29 protein-coding genes are annotated in these 18459 nt (G+C 65.3%); 27 read left to right on the forward strand and 2 right to left on the reverse strand.

Annotated elements, in window-relative coordinates; all coding sequences use genetic code 11:
• Positions 1–5 precede the first annotated feature (5 nt).
• Both dnaB and VN11_RS08670 read left to right on the forward strand, forming a co-directional pair.
• Positions 6–1481: a replicative DNA helicase gene (gene dnaB, locus VN11_RS08665; RefSeq protein WP_238581885.1), complete on the forward strand. Its 1476-nt coding sequence runs from the start codon at positions 6–8 to the stop codon at positions 1479–1481.
• Positions 1478–2101, forward strand: a complete 624-nt coding sequence (locus VN11_RS08670; RefSeq protein ID WP_053449445.1) for a hypothetical protein — start codon at positions 1478–1480, stop codon at positions 2099–2101. The genes dnaB and VN11_RS08670 overlap by 4 nt, the downstream gene beginning before the upstream one ends.
• Before the next feature lie 11 nt (positions 2102–2112).
• Here VN11_RS08670 and VN11_RS22225 read toward each other — a convergent pair whose 3' ends face one another.
• Entirely contained in the window at positions 2113–2784 is a 672-nt protein-coding gene (locus tag VN11_RS22225) for a hypothetical protein (RefSeq protein WP_187299801.1), read from the reverse strand.
• On the opposite strand from VN11_RS22225, the gene VN11_RS08680 reads away from it, so the two are divergent.
• The 4 genes from VN11_RS08680 to VN11_RS08695 are packed head-to-tail and all read left to right on the forward strand — an operon-like array spanning position 2739 to position 4471.
• Complete coding sequence (locus VN11_RS08680; protein ID WP_080374894.1) at positions 2739–3215, forward strand: Ref family recombination enhancement nuclease; 477 nt, start codon at positions 2739–2741, stop codon at positions 3213–3215. The two genes, VN11_RS22225 and VN11_RS08680, sit on opposite strands and share 46 nt — an antisense overlap.
• Positions 3197–3739 carry a hypothetical protein gene (locus tag VN11_RS08685; protein WP_053449448.1) on the forward strand — a complete coding sequence of 181 codons (543 nt, stop codon included), beginning with the start codon at positions 3197–3199 and terminating at the stop codon, positions 3737–3739. The genes VN11_RS08680 and VN11_RS08685 overlap by 19 nt, the downstream gene beginning before the upstream one ends.
• The gene (locus VN11_RS08690) at positions 3736–3951 is read left to right on the forward strand and encodes a hypothetical protein (RefSeq protein WP_053449449.1); all 216 of its coding nucleotides are present in this window, start codon (positions 3736–3738) and stop codon (positions 3949–3951) included. The genes VN11_RS08685 and VN11_RS08690 overlap by 4 nt, the downstream gene beginning before the upstream one ends.
• A complete protein-coding gene (locus tag VN11_RS08695; RefSeq protein ID WP_053449450.1) occupies positions 3938–4471 on the forward strand; it encodes a hypothetical protein in 534 nt (177 codons plus the stop codon). The genes VN11_RS08690 and VN11_RS08695 overlap by 14 nt, the downstream gene beginning before the upstream one ends.
• Here VN11_RS08695 and VN11_RS08700 read toward each other — a convergent pair.
• The gene (locus tag VN11_RS08700) at positions 4459–4683 is read right to left on the reverse strand and encodes a hypothetical protein (RefSeq protein ID WP_053449451.1); all 225 of its coding nucleotides are present in this window, start codon (positions 4681–4683) and stop codon (positions 4459–4461) included. The two genes, VN11_RS08695 and VN11_RS08700, sit on opposite strands and share 13 nt — an antisense overlap.
• A 360-nt stretch (positions 4684–5043) precedes the next feature.
• On the opposite strand from VN11_RS08700, the gene VN11_RS08705 reads away from it, so the two are divergent.
• From VN11_RS08705 to VN11_RS08805, 21 genes are all read left to right on the forward strand, one after another.
• Positions 5044–5580 (forward strand): glycoside hydrolase family 19 protein, encoded by a 537-nt coding sequence (locus VN11_RS08705; protein ID WP_053449452.1) that lies wholly within the window; start codon positions 5044–5046, stop codon positions 5578–5580.
• Positions 5577–5903 (forward strand): hypothetical protein, encoded by a 327-nt coding sequence (locus VN11_RS08710; RefSeq protein ID WP_053449453.1) that lies wholly within the window; start codon positions 5577–5579, stop codon positions 5901–5903. The genes VN11_RS08705 and VN11_RS08710 overlap by 4 nt, the downstream gene beginning before the upstream one ends.
• Positions 5900–6115 carry a hypothetical protein gene (locus VN11_RS08715; protein ID WP_053449454.1) on the forward strand — a complete coding sequence of 72 codons (216 nt, stop codon included), beginning with the start codon at positions 5900–5902 and terminating at the stop codon, positions 6113–6115. The genes VN11_RS08710 and VN11_RS08715 overlap by 4 nt, the downstream gene beginning before the upstream one ends.
• Position 6116: 1 nt before the next feature.
• Positions 6117–6647, forward strand: a complete 531-nt coding sequence (locus VN11_RS08720) for a hypothetical protein (protein ID WP_238581867.1) — start codon at positions 6117–6119, stop codon at positions 6645–6647.
• A 264-nt stretch (positions 6648–6911) separates the two neighbouring features.
• The gene (locus tag VN11_RS08725) at positions 6912–7394 is read left to right on the forward strand and encodes a terminase small subunit (protein ID WP_197586488.1); all 483 of its coding nucleotides are present in this window, start codon (positions 6912–6914) and stop codon (positions 7392–7394) included.
• Positions 7309–8877, forward strand: coding sequence for a phage terminase large subunit (terL, locus tag VN11_RS08730; RefSeq protein WP_053449456.1), 1569 nt, complete (start codon positions 7309–7311; stop codon positions 8875–8877). Before VN11_RS08725 ends, terL begins: the two co-directional genes overlap by 86 nt.
• Positions 8877–10235, forward strand: a complete 1359-nt coding sequence (locus VN11_RS08735; protein ID WP_053449457.1) for a DUF1073 domain-containing protein — start codon at positions 8877–8879, stop codon at positions 10233–10235. Before terL ends, VN11_RS08735 begins: the two co-directional genes overlap by 1 nt.
• Before the next feature lie 3 nt (positions 10236–10238).
• Positions 10239–11441, forward strand: coding sequence for a DUF2213 domain-containing protein (locus tag VN11_RS08740; protein ID WP_053449458.1), 1203 nt, complete (start codon positions 10239–10241; stop codon positions 11439–11441).
• 3 nt (positions 11442–11444) lie between these two features.
• Positions 11445–11912, forward strand: coding sequence for a structural cement protein Gp24 (locus tag VN11_RS08745; protein ID WP_053449459.1), 468 nt, complete (start codon positions 11445–11447; stop codon positions 11910–11912).
• A gap of 12 nt (positions 11913–11924) precedes the next feature.
• Positions 11925–12857 (forward strand): DUF2184 domain-containing protein, encoded by a 933-nt coding sequence (locus VN11_RS08750; RefSeq protein ID WP_053449460.1) that lies wholly within the window; start codon positions 11925–11927, stop codon positions 12855–12857.
• 45 nt (positions 12858–12902) lie between these two features.
• Positions 12903–13247, forward strand: coding sequence for a hypothetical protein (locus tag VN11_RS08755; RefSeq protein WP_053449461.1), 345 nt, complete (start codon positions 12903–12905; stop codon positions 13245–13247).
• Between the two features lie 2 nt (positions 13248–13249).
• Positions 13250–13762: a DnaT-like ssDNA-binding protein gene (locus VN11_RS08760; RefSeq protein WP_053449462.1), complete on the forward strand. Its 513-nt coding sequence runs from the start codon at positions 13250–13252 to the stop codon at positions 13760–13762.
• Positions 13759–14115, forward strand: a complete 357-nt coding sequence (locus VN11_RS08765; protein WP_053449463.1) for a hypothetical protein — start codon at positions 13759–13761, stop codon at positions 14113–14115. Before VN11_RS08760 ends, VN11_RS08765 begins: the two co-directional genes overlap by 4 nt.
• Positions 14116–14171: 56 nt before the next feature.
• Complete coding sequence (locus VN11_RS08770; protein WP_187299802.1) at positions 14172–15191, forward strand: phage minor head protein; 1020 nt, start codon at positions 14172–14174, stop codon at positions 15189–15191.
• Positions 15181–15606 carry a hypothetical protein gene (locus VN11_RS08775; protein WP_053449465.1) on the forward strand — a complete coding sequence of 142 codons (426 nt, stop codon included), beginning with the start codon at positions 15181–15183 and terminating at the stop codon, positions 15604–15606. The genes VN11_RS08770 and VN11_RS08775 overlap by 11 nt, the downstream gene beginning before the upstream one ends.
• Positions 15603–16010 (forward strand): phage tail terminator-like protein, encoded by a 408-nt coding sequence (locus VN11_RS08780; protein WP_053449466.1) that lies wholly within the window; start codon positions 15603–15605, stop codon positions 16008–16010. The genes VN11_RS08775 and VN11_RS08780 overlap by 4 nt, the downstream gene beginning before the upstream one ends.
• 43 nt (positions 16011–16053) lie before the next feature.
• The gene (locus VN11_RS08785; protein ID WP_053449467.1) at positions 16054–16512 is read left to right on the forward strand and encodes a DUF5320 domain-containing protein; all 459 of its coding nucleotides are present in this window, start codon (positions 16054–16056) and stop codon (positions 16510–16512) included.
• Entirely contained in the window at positions 16509–16751 is a 243-nt protein-coding gene (locus VN11_RS08790; RefSeq protein ID WP_053449468.1) for a hypothetical protein, read from the forward strand. Before VN11_RS08785 ends, VN11_RS08790 begins: the two co-directional genes overlap by 4 nt.
• A gap of 77 nt (positions 16752–16828) precedes the next feature.
• Positions 16829–17383, forward strand: coding sequence for a hypothetical protein (locus tag VN11_RS08795; RefSeq protein ID WP_148564957.1), 555 nt, complete (start codon positions 16829–16831; stop codon positions 17381–17383).
• Between the two features lie 107 nt (positions 17384–17490).
• A complete protein-coding gene (locus tag VN11_RS08800) occupies positions 17491–17958 on the forward strand; it encodes a hypothetical protein (protein WP_053449470.1) in 468 nt (155 codons plus the stop codon).
• Between the two features lie 102 nt (positions 17959–18060).
• Complete coding sequence (locus VN11_RS08805) at positions 18061–18453, forward strand: hypothetical protein (protein WP_053449471.1); 393 nt, start codon at positions 18061–18063, stop codon at positions 18451–18453.
• Positions 18454–18459: the final 6 nt, after the last annotated feature.

The following is an 18459-nucleotide window of genomic DNA, read 5'->3' on the forward strand; positions in this document are numbered from 1 at the left end:
GCGGCATGCCCGACTACCTGGACAACGTCGCCTATCTGCGCGTGCCGCCGCATTCCGTACCGGCCGAGCAGTCGGTCCTCGGCGCGCTGCTGCTGGTGGGCGAATCGCTGGCTCAGGTCCGCGACCAGCTGGCGCCGGAGGACTTCTACCGCCGCGAGAACCAGCTGATCTACCAGGGCATCTGCGGCGTGGCCGACCTGAAGCGCGAGGTCGACGTGGTGACCGTGGGCGACTGGATCACGGCCAACGTTGAGATCGGCGCGCAGGAGCTGGTGGCCACCGTCTACGACCTGGCCGGCAGCACGCCCTCGGCGGCCAACGTGCGCGCCTATGCCGAGATCGTGCGCAACAAGTCGCTGCTGCGGCAGCTGATCAAGACCACCACCGACATCGCAGATAGCGCCTACGGCGCCAGCGACGACGAAGCCGAGGAGGTCGTGTCCGCCTCAGCGACGAAGCTGGCCAGCCTTACCGTGAAGTCCAGCGGCAACGGTGGCCTGATGCTGGTGCGCAGCGGCGTGCAGAAGGCGTGGGACGAAATGGAAGCCCGGTTCCACGGCGAGGGAACACTGGGTATCGCGCCGAAGTGGAGCAGCGTGCGGCGCAAGATCCCCGGCCTTGAGCCGACCGACCTGATCGTGCTCGGTGCGCGCCCGTCGATGGGCAAGACCGCCCACGCGCTGAACTGGGCCGAGGATGCTGCCGCCGGCGGCCGCAACGTTGCCGTCTTCAGCCTGGAGATGTCCGCCAGCCAGCTCAGCATGCGTCTGATGGCGGCGCACGCGGGCGTCGACCTGAGCCGCATGCGCGAGAAGGGCGTGCTGAGCAACGACGAATGGGCGCGACTCTCGCAGGCCCGCAACTACATCCAGTCGCTGCCGCTGGCGATCGACGACTGCGGCGCGCTGTCGGTCGATGCCCTTGCAGCGCGTGCGTCGCGGATGCACGCCAAGGTGCCGGGTGGCCTTGGCTTGATCGTGGTGGACTACCTGCAGCTGCTGACCGGCAAGGCCAAGTCGGAGAACCGGAACGACGAGGTGTCGTACATCTCGCGGCGGCTGAAAGGCCTGGCCAAGGAGCTGCACTGCCCGGTGATGGCGCTGTCGCAGCTCAACCGCGGCGTGGAAAGCAAGAACGACAAGCGCCCGAGCATGGCCGACCTGCGCGAGTCGGGTGCCATCGAGCAAGACGCCGACGTGATCGCCTTCCTGTACCGCGACGACTACTACAGCAAGGATGCCTGCGGTGCCCCGGGGATCTCAGAACTGATCGTGGCCAAGAACCGCCAAGGCGAGACCGGCACCTGCTACCTGCAGCACCGGCTGCAGTGCAGTGCCTTCGATGACTACACCGGCCCCCGGCCGAACTACAGCCTCAAGGGCGTGGCCACTGCCGGCGGTGGTGACGATGACTTCGATGTTCCGTCGCCCGGCCGCCGCCGGCGTAGCCGCCGCGACCTGGCCGCAGGAGATGACGCATGACCGCGATGACAGCAGCAGCCCGCAAGATCCGCGCGAAGCGGGCCAGCCGGCCCATCTATGCGACCTGCCTGCGCCTGGTCGATCCGGCCACGGGCGAGGAGATTGGCGCGTTTGCCCCGAGCAACGATATCGATCGCAGACTGGCCAAGGACCGCGGCTACCGCGTCGGCCATGAGTATCGGCTGGAGATCAAGGCCTCGCGCAATGCCGCCTTCCACCGCCTAGCCCACGTCATCGGGCACCTGCTGGTCGACAACGTTGAGGCGTTCCGTGACCTGGACGCGCACGCCGCGCTGAAGCATGTGCAGCTGGAGTCAGGCATCTGCTGCGAGATGGTGGAGATGGACTCCAGCCCGGTGGTGAAGGCGCTGTTGGATGCCGCCGAGACGGTCCTGGGCGCGGGCGCGCGCAAGGTGCTGTCGGGTGTGCTGCCGGAGATCCGCACCATTCCGGTGAAGGTGGCTCAGTCCTTGGCCTTTGATTCGATGGAGGAGGAGGACTTCGCTGCCTTCTTCAAGGGCATCACCTCCTGGATCGGTGACCACTACGCGCACGTCATGCTGGACGACGTGCGCGCGGAGTACTGGCGGATGGTCAATGGTCTTAGGGAGGTCGCGTGATGGGCGAGTACCTAGCTGGGCAGGTCGTCATCAAACATAGATTGAACATGCAAACCGGTCAGCTCAACAATTCGCTCGGCGATTATTTCTGCAGCACTAGATGCTTTTGCAGCGGCAGCTTGCACGAAGTCTTTATCCCTCTGCCATGCATGGTGAAGCCCCCCGGCCATGTGATCCAAGATGTTGGAGTTCCAGTACTTAATATTCGCCATGTGAATCTGGAAATCGGAAAACGCATCAGTAAAGTCGAGAAGATCTGGGGCGGAGTTCAAAAGCACTTCGATTTGGTGAGCGTCATCTTCATATGCCCCGTCCATCGCCGCAATGTTGAGAACGTCGTCTTCCTCATGGTGATAGTCAATCTGGCTCGCATACGTTCCGAGCTTTCGAGAAACGTCGCGCAACAATGGAAGGACTATACTCAAGAACCTTCGAAGTGCTCGTTGATTTGCCATGGCAACTTCGGCGCGTTTATTTCTTTCTATGATTGTTGGTACGTAGATTGCAGTCAGGATCGCGAGAATGCTGCCGACCGCCTGCACCCAAGCCGGCCAATCTATCTCGGCCGGTGGACGAGGCTGGGGAGGATGCTTGCTAAGCAATGCCCACGCGATAAGGGCGCCCGCTCCGAACATCAATGTCGCGACCACAGCCCAGTCTCTATCTGTCCTTCCTTGCTTCATGGATTCCCCCTGGCTTTGGACCGGATTTTACCGCTCGGGGTGATCGCGTGAAGCGCGGCCGCTCAACCGGTAAGCCGACCCTTGTCCGGCAGCAGCGGATGGACGCGATCACCGAGATCGGCTGCATCGTCTGCGACGCCCTCGGCCACGGGTTCATGCGCTGCCAAGTGCACCATCTTCTGGTTGGCGGCAAGCACGGGCAGCCCCGGCGCGGCCACGACTTCACTATCGGCCTGTGCCCGTGGCACCACGTCGGTGAGCCTATGGGCGGGCTCAGCCACTCGGCCTGCGCTGACCGCTTCGGCCCTAGCTACGCCCGCGAACCACGCCGGTTCCGGCAGGAGATCGGCACCGACGACTACCTGCTGGACCTGCAGAACACCCTGATCGAACAGCACCTGGAGAAGACCTCATGGCGACCCGCCGCCTGATTATCAGCATTGACCCCGGTCGGACTGGCGCCATCGCCGCGCTGGTCGACGGAGCAGCAGGGCCGGTGATCGACATGCCGCTGCTGACCGTCGGGGAGAACCAGGAGGTCGATGCCCGCGGCATCGCTCTGTTCATCCGCGCGGCGAAGGACCTGAACCCCGGCGCGGAGGTGGTGGGGGTGATCGAACGGGTGCGCGCAATGCCACCCAGAAAGGCGGCGGACGGAAAGGAAGAGCGCAAGGCCGGTCCCCAGTCGTCCTTCAACTTCGGCGACCACTACGGAAAGGCCAAGGCTGCATTCGAACTGCTGGGCATTCCCTACATCCGCGCAGAGCCTGCCAGGTGGAAGCGTCGTTTCGGGCTGACCGGCCAGGACAAGGACGCCGCCCGCCTGCTGGCGATCCAGCGCTTCCCGGCCGCCGCGCTGCAGCTGCAGCGGAAAAAGGACAACGGCCGTGCCGACGCGCTCCTTATCGGCCTCTGGGCCGAGCACCAGCTGGCTATGGGCCAGGTCGCCGCATGACCGGCGCCGAGCTGCGCATGCAGAAGCGCTACCGGTCCTACGTTCAGAAGCACGGCCGCTGCTCGGTCTGCCAGTTCCGCACCCTCGGCGCTGCGGGCTTCCACTGCAAGGGCTGGCCCGACCGGACCGGCACCTGCGACACCGACGGGCAACTGCCGGCTTTCCGATTCGATGACGCCGTACTGGAGGGCATGCGCGATGCGCAACACTGATCCGCTGACCGAAGAACTGCGACGTTGGGGCCACGCCCAGGTGAATCGGTTTGCGCTGAGCCGCGTGGACCGCAGCGTCCACGTCCTGGACAAGGTTAGGGACCATGCACCGTTGACGCGCGAGCGTGCCCTTCAGGATCTGGTGGGACGGGATGGAGCTGACCGACGTCGGCTGATGGCCGCCGGCAGCGGCGTCCAGGGCCTGAGAATCGTGCCACTGTGGGCGGCGGACCCGATTCGCGCCTCCAACGACGCGGATCACCCTCACGACAATCCAGAGATCGCGGTCGATGTCGGCGTTCCGGATGAGCTGCGTTGGATCGATCGGGCGCTGGCATCGATGGAGCGGCAGTATCCGCTGCGCGCTCTGGTGCTGCACACCGAGTTCACTGTTGCGGCCAGCCAGGCGGTCAAGGCGCGCATGGTGGCCGAGAAGTACGGCGGTACGCTGTCTGTATGGCAGTACCGCCGGGAACTTCAGCGTGGGCTCGACTGGCTTACCGGGGCTCAGGCGGCCTGAATGCCAATCGCCTTCTCGATGCGGTCAGCTTCCGCTTCTGCATCAACTTCGGAAGGGAAGTACTCCGTTAGCGCGTAGCCGTTGACGATTATGTGCACTTGGTACTGGACGCTTTCAACGCTACCGCTCTTGATCACGGTACTGACCCCGCTGATGTGATCGGTCCGGATGGAATAGTTGCCAAATGATACGAAGCGGACTGGTGCTGTCATGGGTGTCTCCTGAATGGGAGACTGTTGATACTCGGTAAGGGTGGTGTTGACAAGTTGCACAGACAGATGCCCTAATTCTGCAACTGTCAAGAATTGTCCCTGAAGCCCCGGCCCTGCGCTGGGGCTTCTGCGTTTCCGGGACGCGAACACCGATCAACCACCGCGCCGAAACCCCCTCCGCTCGCCGTGAGGCGATTGGGGCTGGCGTGAACGCAGGCGGGCGGTCTGCGCACGGCCCTTGGAGGCCGGGCAGCGCCTAGGCAGCGGTGGTGATCGGCCCTCTACGCCCGCAGCCCCCCGGACCAACCACATCCTCGCGCACCAGCCGGTTGCGGGGCGGGCACCTATGCAGGAGAGACCATGGTGGGCACCGAAACCGTAGCCGCCGCCATGGGCGCCGGCCAGTACGCCAAGCCGCTGGAAGACGCGTGCATCCAGTTCGGTATCGTGACCGCGCTGCAGAAGGCGCACTTTCTGGCGCAGGTAGCGCATGAATCGGACGGCTTCCGCACGGCCACCGAGTACGCCTCGGGCCGCGCCTACGAAGGCCGGGCCGACCTGGGCAATGTGCAGCCGGGCGACGGCATGCGCTTCAAGGGCCGGGGCCTCATCCAGCTGACTGGGCGCGAGAATTACGCGACCTTCAGCCACGCCATGGGGCAGGGAGATCTGTTCGTTCGGTCCCCGGAGCTGGTGGCGCAGCTGCCTTGGGCGGTGGTGGCGGCTGGCTGGTTCTGGAAGCGGAAGAACCTCAACGTGTGGGCCGACAAAGACGACGGGCTCGCCGTGGGCCGCGCGATCAACCGCGGATCCGCCACCAGCAAGGGCATGCCCAACGGACAGGCTGATCGGGAAGCCCAACTGGCCAAGGCCAAGAAGCTGTTTGGTCTCACATGACGGCCGCCAAGAAGAAGGCCAAGCTCTCGCCGGTTAACCAGCTGCAGGGCGTGCTGGTGGTGCTAGAGAACCAGAAGGCCAAGAACCCCACCGCCGAGCTGCTGCTGGCCATCCGCGAGATGGTGAGCGACGCACTGGCGGTGCTGCAGGAGCCGGACCCCACCAAGCAGCGCATTGCGTTTGTGCTGCTGGCGGTCCAGCAGTCGACCCAGGTGGCGGTGAAGGTGGTGCGCGGCAAGCGCCTCACCCGCGTGACCATCATCGACCAGCCGCTCTATCACTGGGCGCTGGAGGAAATTCACTCACTGGCAGGTGCCGCATGACCTTCGCGACCCGCAACATCGGCGCTGCGCGCGTCGGCATCGCCGTGCTGGTGCTGTTCCTGTTGGGGATGGCCATGGCCGCGCTGATCGCGGTGGCCATCCCGCCCGAGAACAAGGATTCGTTCGGCATGCTGATCGGCGGCCTGAACAACGCCACCGGCATGGTCATCGGCTACTTCTTCAGCATGACCCGCAAGGGTCCGGGGCCCTGACATGAACCGGATCGCCATCTACCTGCTGGTGTTCGTCGCCTGGTCGGCTGGCATGTTCGGTGCTGGCTGGGCCTGGCGCGGTGATCGGGCTGAGACGGGGGAAGCCCGGCAGCAGGCCAGCAACAGCGCCGGCCAAGTCCAGCAGCTCATCGAGACCCGTGCCGTCGAGCACAGCCAGGCCGAGGCGATGGCTACAATCGGAGCCAAGCATGAAGAAGATCGCACCGCGGCCACGGCCGTCCCTGCTGCTGTTGCTGCTGGCGTGCGTGATGGCAGCCTCCGGCTGCGCGACGACCTCGCCACCTGCTATACCGCTCGCCTGTCCGAAGCCGCCGCCGGCGCCGTCGAACGTGACCAGACCGCCCAATTACGAGCAGAGGTCGCGGGAGCTCTTATTCAAATCGGACGAGACGCGGACGACCACGTCCACGCCTGCCAAGCCGTGATCGACGCTGACCGCCACGTTGGTGCGGCCGGAACCCCGGCCAGCAGCGCCTCGGCTCTGGATGCTACGGATGATGGCTCGTACTAGAGCCGCAACGGCCGAGCCGATGATGGCTTTTACGAGTTCAGGGGTGATAGCGATTTCCATGTTGGGGTGTTTCCTCTTCTGAGTTGTATAGGTACCGAATCAGATTCGGCTCTCCTTCTGGCTACATGTGTACCGAAACGCTCGAACGCTGGTTGGTAGGGTGTGCAACGCCCGCCGACATCTCCACTTCCGCGATTTCCGCCGCCGGTTACATCGTCGGCGAGGCCTCATCGCCGTTCCACTTGCGGAATTTCCGCTCCGACTATGGCCAAGACCAAACCAGCCCGGATGCCGCCGCTGACCCCCAAGCAGCAGCGGTTCGTCCAGGAATACCTGCAGGATCACAACGGGACCCAGGCGGCAATCCGCGCCGGGTACAGCGACAAGACCGCCAAGCAGCAGGGGTCACGGCTCCTGACCGAGCCGCGTATCCAGGCTGCGGTGCGCGCCGGCCAGCAGAAGGTGGCCAAGAAAGCCGAGGTGACCGTCGACAGCCTAATGGACGAGCTGGAACAGGCTCGGAAGCTGGCGCTGAAGGAGAAACAGGCCAGCGCGGCAGTCACCGCCACGATGGGCAAGGGAAAGCTGGCCGGCCTCCTGGTGGAGAAGCACAAGCACAGTGGCGCGATCGCCACCTACAACCTGAAAGACCTCTCAGACGATGATCTCGACCAGCTTGAACAGATCCTCGGTCCGCTTGCCGACACTGGCGGAGATCCGGGCGGAGCGAGCGAGGAGGGCGGCTGAGCGAGAGCGCGCGCGCATCGCAGAGGATGTCGAAGGCATCCGGGCGCGGTCGCAGACCTTGGAGGGCTTCATCAAGGAGCATTGGCGGGTTCTGGAGCCAACCAGGCCGCTGAAGTTTGGCTGGGCATTGCGGGCCATGTGCCGGCACCTGGAGGCGGTCACCGAAGGCCGCATCCAGTTCCTGCTGATGACCGTGCCTCCGGGCATGATGAAATCACTGCTGCTGGTGTTCTGGACAGCATGGGAATGGGGGCCAGTTGGGCGCCCGGACCTGCAAACGCTGGCCACCTCCTACAGCCAGCCGAACGTGCTGCGCGACAACCAGAAGCTGCGGCGCCTCATCGAGAGCGACCAGTACCAGACCGCGTGGCCGATGAAGCTGCGCGGCGACCAGAACGCCAAGGGCAAGTTCGAGAACACCGGGAACGGCTTCAGCGAGGCCCGTCCCTTCAGCTCCATGACCGGTGGCCGCGGCGACCGGGTGAAGGTGGACGATCCGCATTCGACCGAGACGGCAGAGAGCGATACCGAGCGCAAGACCGCGGTACGCATCTTCCGCGAGGGCATCACCGACCGCCTTAACGACATCACCTCGTCGGCCATGGTCATCATCATGCAGCGCCTGCACCAGCAGGACGTTGCAGCGGTGGCGATGGAGCTGGACCTGGGCTTCGTGCACCTCAACTTGCCTATGGAGTTCGAGGCAGAGCGGGTCGACAAGGACGGGAAGAAGACTGGCGGTCCGTGCCGTACTTACATCGATGGCGAGCTGTTCTTCGAGGATCCACGCACCGAGGACGGCGAGCTGCTGTTCCCCGAGCGCTTCCCGCGCGCGGAGATCGAGCGTCTGAAGCGGGCGAAAGGCAGTTACGCCTACGCCGGCCAGTACCAGCAGCGGCCCACGCCGCGCGATGGCGGCACCTTCAAGCGGGAATGGTTCGAGGTAGTAGATGCCGCGCCGGCCATTTCGGCGGTGCGCAAGGTCAGGCGGTGGGATTTCGGCGCCACCGATCCGAAAGAGAAGACCAGCAGCGACCCCGACTACACCGTGGGGCTGCTGTTGGGAGAGGTCGGCGGCGTCTACTACGTGCTGGACATCGTCCGGGACAGGCAGTCGCCGGCGGGCGTCGAGAAGATGCTGAAGAACACCGCGCTGCAGGACGGGAAGTCGATCAAGGTCCGGATCCCGCAGGACCCCGGCGCCGCCGGCAAGAGCAACGCCGCGCATCAGATCAAGCTGCTGGCGGGCTGGGACGTGAAGGCGGCGCTGGAATCCGGATCCAAGGAGGTCCGGGCAACGCCGGTCGAGGCTCAGGCCGAGGCTGGGAACATCAAGCTGGTGAACGGCCCATGGGTGACTGCGTTCTTGGACGAGATCGCTGAGTTCCCCAACGCAAAGCACGACGACCAGGTGGACGCGCTTTCGGGCGCTTTCGCTGAGCTGGTCACCGGCAGCACCTACAACCTGGGGAACGCGCTCTGATGGGCAGGCTCGCACAAATCAAAGACGGGCTGGTCAATCTGGTGGCCAACCTGGGTACGCCGCGCGACAAGGCGGCCTCGACGTTCTACGGCGTTCCGAACCTGTCGGAGCAGGAGGCAGACAACGCCTACCGCGGCACCTGGCTGGCGCGGAAGGTGATCGACATCCCGGCGATGGACAGCTGCCGCAAATGGCGCGGCTGGAGCGCAGACCAGGAGCAGATCACCGCGATCGAGGCAGAGGAGAAGCGGCTAGGCCTGCAGCAGAAGGTGCTGAAGGCGATGATCCGCGCTCGGCTCACCGGCGGCGGCGCGCTCTACATCGGCACGGGCCAATCGGACCCGATGCTGCCGCTGAAGCCTGAGTCCATTGGCAAGGGCGGGATCCGCCACATCAACGTGCTCTCGAAGCGCGTGCTGCAGGCGGGCGAGCTGGACCTCGACCCGGAATCGCCGGGCTACGGCCTGCCGGCGTTTTACACCCTGAGCAGCGGCACGGCCGGCCAGGTTCAGATTCACCCGTCGCGCCTGGTGATCCTGCACGGTGCGGAAAGGCCGGATCCGGAGTTCGGCATCGGCGACGGGTGGGGCGATTCGGTGCTGCTGGCTATCAGCAAGGCCATCAAGGACGCCGACGCGAGTGCAGCCAACATCGCCTCGCTGGTATTCGAAGCTAAGGTCGACGTCATCAAGATCCCGAACTTCATGTCCATGCTGGCGGACAAGGAGTACGAGCAGCAGGTTCTGCAGCGGCTGCAGCTGGCGGCCATGGCGAAGGGCATCAATGGCACGCTGCTGCTGGACGCCGGCGAAGAGTATGAGCAGAAGCAGGCGCAGTTCGGCGGCCTGATCGACCTGCTGATGGGCTTCATGCAGCTGACCTCCGGCGCGTCGGACATCCCGATGACCCGCCTGCTGGGCCAGTCGCCGGGCGGCCTCAACGCCAGCGGCGAGAGCGACCTGCGGAACTACTATGACCGTATCAGCAGCAACCAGGAGTTGGTGCTGCAGCCGTCACTGCAGATCCTCGATGAGTGCCTGATCCGCTCGGCGCTCGGCAGCCGGCCGGCTGAGGTGTTCTACAACTGGCGCAGCCTGTGGCAGACCACCGACACCGAACGCGCGACCATCGGAAAGACCACGGCAGAGACCATCAAGACCATCTCCGAAACGCGGCTGCTGCCGGATGAGGTTATGTCCACGGTGGCAGTGAACATGCTGACCGAGGCTGGTGTGGCGCCTGGGTTGGAGGCCGAGATGCTGGAGTACGGCAAGGCCACGCCCGATGACGACGGCTCTGACGATGACGAGAGCCGCGCCGCAGTGACGCCGCGGCCCAGCGGCACCAACGAGGACTGACTGATGGAGATCTTCGACAGCCTGGCGCTTGACGCGTCCGGGCTCGCTTTCACGCGCGACGGTTTCCTGATCGGCGACGCCAAGGTCAGCCGCGCGGGCAACGTGCAGCAGTACCTGGGCCGGGAGCTGGGGCTGACCGGCGATGACGCCGGCCGGGTGTTCGGCGTCTACCGCGATCCGGCCACGGTGTTCGATGAGGACAGCATGCGCTCGCTGGTGGGCCGGCCGGTCACGCGTGGCCACCCGCCGAAGGGCGTCACGGCCGACAACTGGAAGGAACTGACGGTTGGGCAGGTGGGTGGCCGTGTGGTGCGTGATGGCGAACACGTGGTTGCCCCCATGGCAATCATGGACGCCGCATCCGCCAAAGAGGTCGCCGCCGGCGCGCGCTCGCTGTCCGCCGGCTACTCGGTGGAGATCGTCGCCGATGAGGGCGTGGCGCCCGACGGCACGCCGTACCAGTACCGGCAGGCCGGCCCGTTGCGCTTCAACCACGTGGCCTATCTCCCGGACAACAACCCGCGTGCCGGCAACACCCGCATGGGTGATTCGCAATGGGGACCGGCCCCGCTCACGCAGTACGAACCCGCGCTAGTCGACCGGGCGCGTGGTCAGCAGCACCAGCACGGCGACGACCACAATCCATCTACGAGGAACCACCCCATGAGCGACAAGACCATCTTGGTCGATGGGCTGTCCGTCGTCACCAACGACGCCGGCGCCCAGGCCATTGGCAAGCTGCAGCAGCAGCTGAAGGACGCGCAGGCTGCGGCTGGCACCGCTGACGCAGCCCACCAGGCCGCCATCGCGGCCAAGGACGCGGCCATCGCCAAGGTCGAGGCTGAACGCGACGACCTGAAGGGCAAGGTGCTGAGCGACGCAGACCTCGATCAGCGCGTGCAGCAGCGCGGCGACCTGATCGCCAAGGCCAAGGCCGTGCACGACGCCGACTACAGCGGCAAGACCGATGCCGAGGTCCGCAAGATTGCCGTAGTCGCCAAGCTCGGCGACGCCGCGGTGGCCGGCAAGGCCGACGCCTACATCGAAGCCCGCTTCGACATCCTGGCCGACAGCGCCAAGCCGCGCGATCCGGTGGTCGTTGCCCTCGGCGACCGCACCACCCAGCGCCAGCCGGCGCAGGACAACGGCTACGCCGCGTCCGTGGCCGCCCTGGACCATCGCACCGCCGGCCAGAAGGAGGCCTAAGCCATGGCACTGCAGAACACCTATCCGGATACCCAGCCGGCCGCCATCGCCGGCGCGCCGGCGACCATGCTGCCGGCCACCGATATCTCCCGCACCGTCGAGGGCGCGGCCATCGTCTTCGGCAAGGCCGTGGAGCAGGGTGCCACCGACAAGTCGGTCAAGGCCTTCGCGGGCGGCAAGTACGTCGGCATTGCGCTGATGGATCGCTCGGCCTCCGGCCTGACGGTCACCGCTGGCCAGGTCACCGGCCGCGCCACCGATGCGTTCGGCGTAGGCGAGTCCGCGCGCGTGCGCACCGAGGGCGACATCTGGGTCGTCGCGTCGGTCGCTGTCGCCGCGCGCGATGCGGTCTACCTGACCGCCGCCGGCGCCTTCACCAACGTCTCCACTGGGAACACCGCAGTTCCCGGTGCCAGCTGGGACACCAGCACCACCGCCGCCGGTCAGCTGGCCGTCGTTCGTCTCGGCTAAGGAGCCAACCACATGAGCGCAATTCCCCTGATTGACGCCCAGGCAGCACTGGGCTTCGTGGTAGCCCAGGCTTCGATCATCGAGCCGGGCGTTTATCGCACCGTCTACCCTGACATCCAGTACCGCGGCCTGGTCCCGGTGGACACCTCGGGCAGCGAGTTCGCGACGTCGGTGACCTACTTCTCGGGTGACCAGTTCGGCAAGGCTGACTGGATCAACGGCAACGCCGATGACATCCCGAAGGCCGGCACCACCCGCGCCAAGTTCGAGACCCCGGTCTACACCGCCGGCATCGGCTACGGATTCGGCTGGGAGGAAGTCGGCCGCGCACAGATGCTGGGCATCAATCTGTCCACCGAAGACGCTGCGGCAGCGCGCCGTGCATCGGAGGAAATGGTGGATCGCGTCGCGCTGCAGGGCGACTCCAGCAAGGGTTTCACCGGCCTGTTCAACGCGGCTGGCGTTACCCCTGTGGCCGCGCCGACCGGCAGCTGGGACGCCACCACCGACTCGCAGCTGATCGTGGCCACGCTGAACCAGGCGCTGCTCAACGTATTCAACGGGACGAACACCGCCTCGATCGCCAACACCCTGCTGCTCCCGTGGACGAAGTACCTGCTGATCGCGACTCGCAAGATGAGCGACCAGAGCGACATGACCATCCTGCAGTGGTTCCTGGCCAACAACGTTTACACCGTGCAGACCGGCCAGCAGCTGACCCTGCGCGGCGTGCGTGGCCTGGACACCGCCGGCGTCGGCGGCACCACGCGCCTGGTGGCGTACCGCAACGATCCGCAGGTGCTGAAGCTGCACATGCCGATGCCGCACCGATTCCTGCCGGCCTGGCATAGCGGCCCGCTGCGCTGGGACATCCCGGGCGTAATGCGCCTGGGCGGCCTGGACGTGCGCCTGCCCAAGGAAGTCGTCTACCTGGACGGCATCTGATCCCCACGGCCCCGGCCACGCGCCGGAGCCACATCGGAGCGAAGCATGAAGATCAAGAACAACCACAATGGTCCGCTGGGCTTGCCCGACGGCACGATTCTGCCGCCGGGCGAGCAGACCCCGGTCGCGAACTGGGACCAGCTGAAGAAGAACTCGGTGGTGCAGGGCTGGATCAAGGCCGAGATCCTGAGCATCACCGGTGGCGACGCCAGCGGCCAGGCCGCCGGCGGTAGCCCGGGCGGCGAGGGCGCTGCCGACAAGGACGCCCTGATCGCGCGCGCCAAGGAACTGGGCATTGATGCCAAGGGCAACTGGGGCGTGCCGAAGCTGCAGCAGGCAATCGCCGATGCCGAGAAAGCCGCCGGCGGTAGCCCGGGCGGCGAGGGCTGACCATGTACGGCACGCTGGAAGGCGCGGATCTGTACCACCAGGCGCGCGGCAATGCCGCCTGGGCTACCGGCACGGACGAGGCCCGGACCGGTTCACTGGTGCGCGCCACGGACTACATCGACGGCCGGTACCGGGTGCTGCTCGCATCTGGCCGCTGGGCGTCGATGTTCCCCGGCGTGCGCACGGCTGGGCGGGGCCAGCCGAACGAGTGGCCCCGCACCGGTGCGATCGACTATGACGGCGACCCCATCCAGCCGGATGAGGTGCCGGACGAGGTGGAGCGCGCTACCTACGAGGCGGCGGTGCGCGAGCTGGCCAGCCCCGGCAGTCTGTCGCCGGACTACGTGGCCAGCGAGGCAGTGACGAAGGAGAAGGTCGGCCCTATCGAGGTCACCTATGCCGATGCCACTGCCGGCGGCCTGGTGCCGAACCGACCGGTGGTGCCGGCCATCGATGAGATCCTGGCACCACTGCTGCGGACGCCGGCGGTTCTGCCTGCGGTGCGCGTCGTATGAACCGCTTCTATGACCGCATGCAGGCGACGGCCGCGGATCTGATCGACCGCTACGGCTACAGCACTCAGGTGGAGCGCGACGGCTCACCGACCGGGCCGCCTCATAACCCGCAGCCCGGCCCGGCCACCCGGCACGACTGCAAGGTGGTGGAGTTGGAATACAGCCTGACCGATCGCGACACCACGCTGGTCCAGCAGGGCGACAAGCTGGGCCTGATCTCCACCGCGATCGACATCAAGCCTGGCAAGGACGACCGGCTGCTGCTGGGTGACCAGCTGTATCACTTCATCGACCTGCAGCCGTTGTCCCCTGGCGGGCAGGTGCTGCTCTACGAGTTCCACGCCCGACGCTAATGGCCGACTACACACCCCGCGAGCTGGAACTGCTGGCCCGTCGCCTAGAGCCGGCCATGCGCCGCGCGTTCGAGCAGGCCATCGCCGGCGTGCGATCGCAGGTGCAGCTGGACCTGCTGGCGAGCCTCCTGCAGGCCGGGCAGGTGGACGCTGTGCTGGAGGCGCTGGGCTTCGACGGCGAACGCTTCTCACCACTGGCCGAGCAAGTGCGCCAGGCGTTTGCCACCGGCGCGGAGGTCGGTATGAAGGAGCTGCCCACGCTGTCGCTGCGGCAGCAGATACGCGGGCGCTACAACCCGGCCAACGACACGCCGCTGCTGCGGTTCGGGTTCGACATGCGCAACCGCGGCGTGGAGAGTTGGCTACAGACGAACTCCTCGCAACTGATCACCGGCGTGGTAGAGGATCAGCGACAGTTGGTGCGTCAGCACCTGGTGCGCGGCATGGCCACTGGCACAAACCCGCGCCAGACGGCGCTAGAACTGGTCGGCAGGGTGGGAGAGACCGGCCGCCGCAGTGGCGGTATCGTCGGCCTCACCGCGCAGCAGGCGCAGTTCGTGGCCAACGTCCGGCAGCAGCTGGCCAGCGGCGATCCGGCGCAGATGGCGGAGTACTTCGGCCGTAAGCGGCGCGACAAGCGCCTGGACGGGATCGTCAGCCGGGCCATCAAGGCCGGCCAGCCGGTGGCGCCGGCGGACGTGGAGAAGATCGCTGCGCGCTATGCGGACAGGCTGCTGGCGCTGCGCGGCGAGATGATCGCGCGGACCGAGTCGCTGACGGCCATGGCCGCCGGTCGCGAGGAAGCATTTCGGCAGCAGATCGAGAGTGGCCGACTGGCGCCGGAGAACGTCGAGGGCACCTGGTCAGCCACCGGCGACGACAGGACCCGCCACAGCCACCAGGCCATGAACGGCCAGGTGCGTCGGTTCGGAGAACCGTTCCAGACGCCCAGCGGTGCGTTGATGCGGTTCCCGGGCGACACTTCGCTCGGTGCTGGGCCGGAGGAAACCATCGGCTGCCGCTGCATGAAGCAATACCGCGTGAACATGGCGGCGGAGGTGAAGCGTGGCCAATAAATTCGGAGCCCAGGTCCGGGCCTTCACGGAGAAGACCAAGGCCATGCAGGGCGTGATCTTCCGGGAGTCAGCCACCAAGCTGATGGAGGAAGCCGGCACGCCAGAGGGACAGGGCGGGAAGATGCCGGTCGACACAGGCTTCCTACGCAACTCTGCAGCTGCGTCGGTCGAGGGCATGCCATCGGATAGCGCACAGGCCCCGGAGCTGGTGTTCGCCACCATGGAGCTGGGGCAGACCGTGTGGGCTGGCTGGACAGCGAAGTACGCCATGCGCATGGAGCATGGCTACTACGGCGAGGACAGCCTGGGCCGAACCTACGCCCAGGCCGGCAAGGGCTTCGCGCGCGCGGCGGCACAGCGCTGGGATTTCATCGTGGCCGAGGTCACCGCCGACGTGAAAGGACGGATGGGATGAGCGACACCGCGATCTATGGTGCATTCGCCACGTTGGTGGGGCAGTTCGCGGCGGCACAAGGGCTGACGTGTTCCTACCCCGGGCAGGGGTTTACCCCCCCGACCGGGAAGGGCGCCCGGTGGCTGGAGCTGCAGTGGTTTCCCAACCGGACCGAGAACTACGGCATGGAAGACGATGGCCCGTTCCTGATGCAGGGGTTCGGCCAGGTGTCGGCCTGCTACCGGCCGGGGCAGGGGATCATGGTGGGTACTGCGATCACGGACCAGATCATCGCCGCCTTCGCCAAGGGCACGACTTTTGCCGGCATGCGGGTGGAGAGGAGACCCTGGACTTCCAGCATCATCCAAGACCCGGAAAGGATGATGCACCCGGTGACAGTCCCTTGGAGAGGATTCCTTCCCTGAGCCAGTGATAGGATCTGGGCTTCGGCACCAATGGATCTGGAAAATGTCTGATCTGCTAAAGGACCTGAACAGGCTTTCTACCGAGGATCTTCTCGAAGAGGACAAGGCCGTTCTTGATGATTTCTGGAAGGAAATCAAATCTCTGATCGACTCTTTCGCGGGCAAGATCATACCTCGTGAGGTCATAAGCGCGATCTTGGTGGCCATCGCAAAGCTTGGTCACGCGATAGCTACCGCCCGAGAGAGAGTTGCGCAGAAGCAAGAGCTTGACGAAAAACGCGCAGAACTTGCCGACCTCGAAGAGAAGTTGAGGGAGGAAACCTCAGAGGACGAGAAGGAGCGATTGAGAGATCAAATCGCGACGCTCCAACGTCAAATTGATTCCATCACAGCTAAGCTCGAAGAGTATCGGAAGCAGTTGGTGGCGGAATGTGAGCTGGTTACGGCGGCCGTGAAACAAATCCGGGCCTCGATGACGCCCCGTCCCAAGATGAAGAAATGACTACCAAGCCGCCCAACCTGCATCTGGTCAGCAGCAACGAGATCCCGAACGAGGGTGAGCTGCAGGCCATGCGCGATGCCATCACCCGCATGAAGCGGAACCGGCAGCTGCTGGACGAGTTCTGCGCCGAGCAGGCGCGATTCGTCCGCGCTGAGTACCTGGCCTACGTGGAGGCAGGGTTCACGCGGCCGCAGGCCATGCAGCTGGTGGCATCAAAGCTCAGCCCCGGTCGGAAATAGAGAACCCCTGCAACCCGACCTGAGCCGTGGTAAATAGGCGCTGAGGGCCGGAACCCGCCGGCCAAACAGGGGGCAGTATGAAGGGAATCAGTCTAGGGGTGCTGGTAGCGCTGTGTCTTGCAGCATCAGGATGCGGATCCACCATCAAGTCAATGGCCGGCAAGAAGCTGCCCGGCGATAAGAAGACACAGACCGTGACTCTTGGAACGTTCATGACCTGGGATCCAGCCAGGTCTGCGGCAATGGTCATGCCTGGCGACCAAACGCGTGTTGATCGAATGTGTATGCAGAATGCGATGGGGATGAAGAGCAGCTCTTGGTTTGGGTCTGGAAAGATCGACAAGGCGGTGCTTGAGGCGTCTAAGGCTCTCGCGAATGCTGCTCAGAACAACTCGAGTGATCTAGCCTCGGTAAGTGCGAGTTTCAATCAGGCGGTGGCGCTGTTGACTACATCCACGGAGCGCACGACCTTCCTCAACATTGGCATGTTCTACATATGTCAGCTGTCTGCGAACGAGAGCATCACAGAAGAGCAGGCCATGACGTTGGTCTCTGAGCTGATTCGTACGGCTGGATCATTGGAGCCAACCCCTCGTGCGTCTGGATCAGTAGAAGCGATAAAGGCACGCTGACGGTAAGTAAGACGAACTTGAGGCCCGCCCACCAGCGGGCCTTTCGCTTTTCCAACGACCCCGCCCCGTGGCGGGTTTTTTTACGCCCATCGCGAGGAGATACGGCTATGGCCGAAGCAAATACCAACGCAGGTTCCAAGCTCTACATCTGCGCCGTCCCCAAGAACACCGACCTGACCGAGACCGAGTTCAAGGCCCTCACCTTCGTCGAGGTGAAGAAGGTCGGCAGCGTCGGTGAGCGCGGCATCAATACCAACATCGTCCAGTACGACACCTGGGACACCCAGGTTGCCCTGAAGGGCAAGGGCATCACCAACGCTGGTGATCCGCAGGTGGAGGTGGCCGAGGACCTGGCCGATCCGGGTCAGATCGCCATGCGCGCCGCCGGTGCGCCGAACGTCCCGGATGCCTACGCCTTCAAGGTCGAACGCCCGGATGGCTCGCTGGAGTTCCTGCGCGGCCTGGTGGCCGGCCCCAACAGCCCGGGCGGCCGCAATGAGGACTTCGTGCTGAACACCTACACGCTGGCCCTCAACCAGGCGCCCATCCGCGTGGCTGCCCCGGTCACCCCGTAACCCGAACACCCCGAGGGATAGGGCGGCCGCCTGACAAGCCGGAACTGATCCGGCCGGCTTCCCTCGGGGCTCTCTACCGGATCGCCATCAAGGATCCCGAACATGACCGAACTGACCAACATCGTGGCGGAAGCGCGCCGCCTGGACATCGTGCACCCGGGCAACCAGGAGCCGGTGGGCCTGGTGCTGACCCTGCTGCCTGACAGCCACCCGCAGGTAAAGGGCGCTGCCCGCAAGGCGATCAACGACCGCATCAACTACCGCGGCAAGGTGGGTGCCGAGCAGATCGAGGCCAGCCGCATCAGCATGCTCTGTGCATCGATCGGCGGCTGGGAGTGGCAGGGAGAGCTGACCTTCCACGGCGAGAAGCCCCAGTTCACCCAGCAGACCCTGCAGCAGCTGCTGAAGGAACTGCCATGGGTGGGGGAGCAGGTCGACGTAGCCCTGACCGACCGGGCGGAGTTCTTTCGCCGACCTGACGAAACGGACGGCTGAGGCCGT

It is taken from the genome of Stenotrophomonas maltophilia (assembly GCF_001274595.1).
GTDB lineage: Bacteria > Pseudomonadota > Gammaproteobacteria > Xanthomonadales > Xanthomonadaceae > Stenotrophomonas > Stenotrophomonas forensis.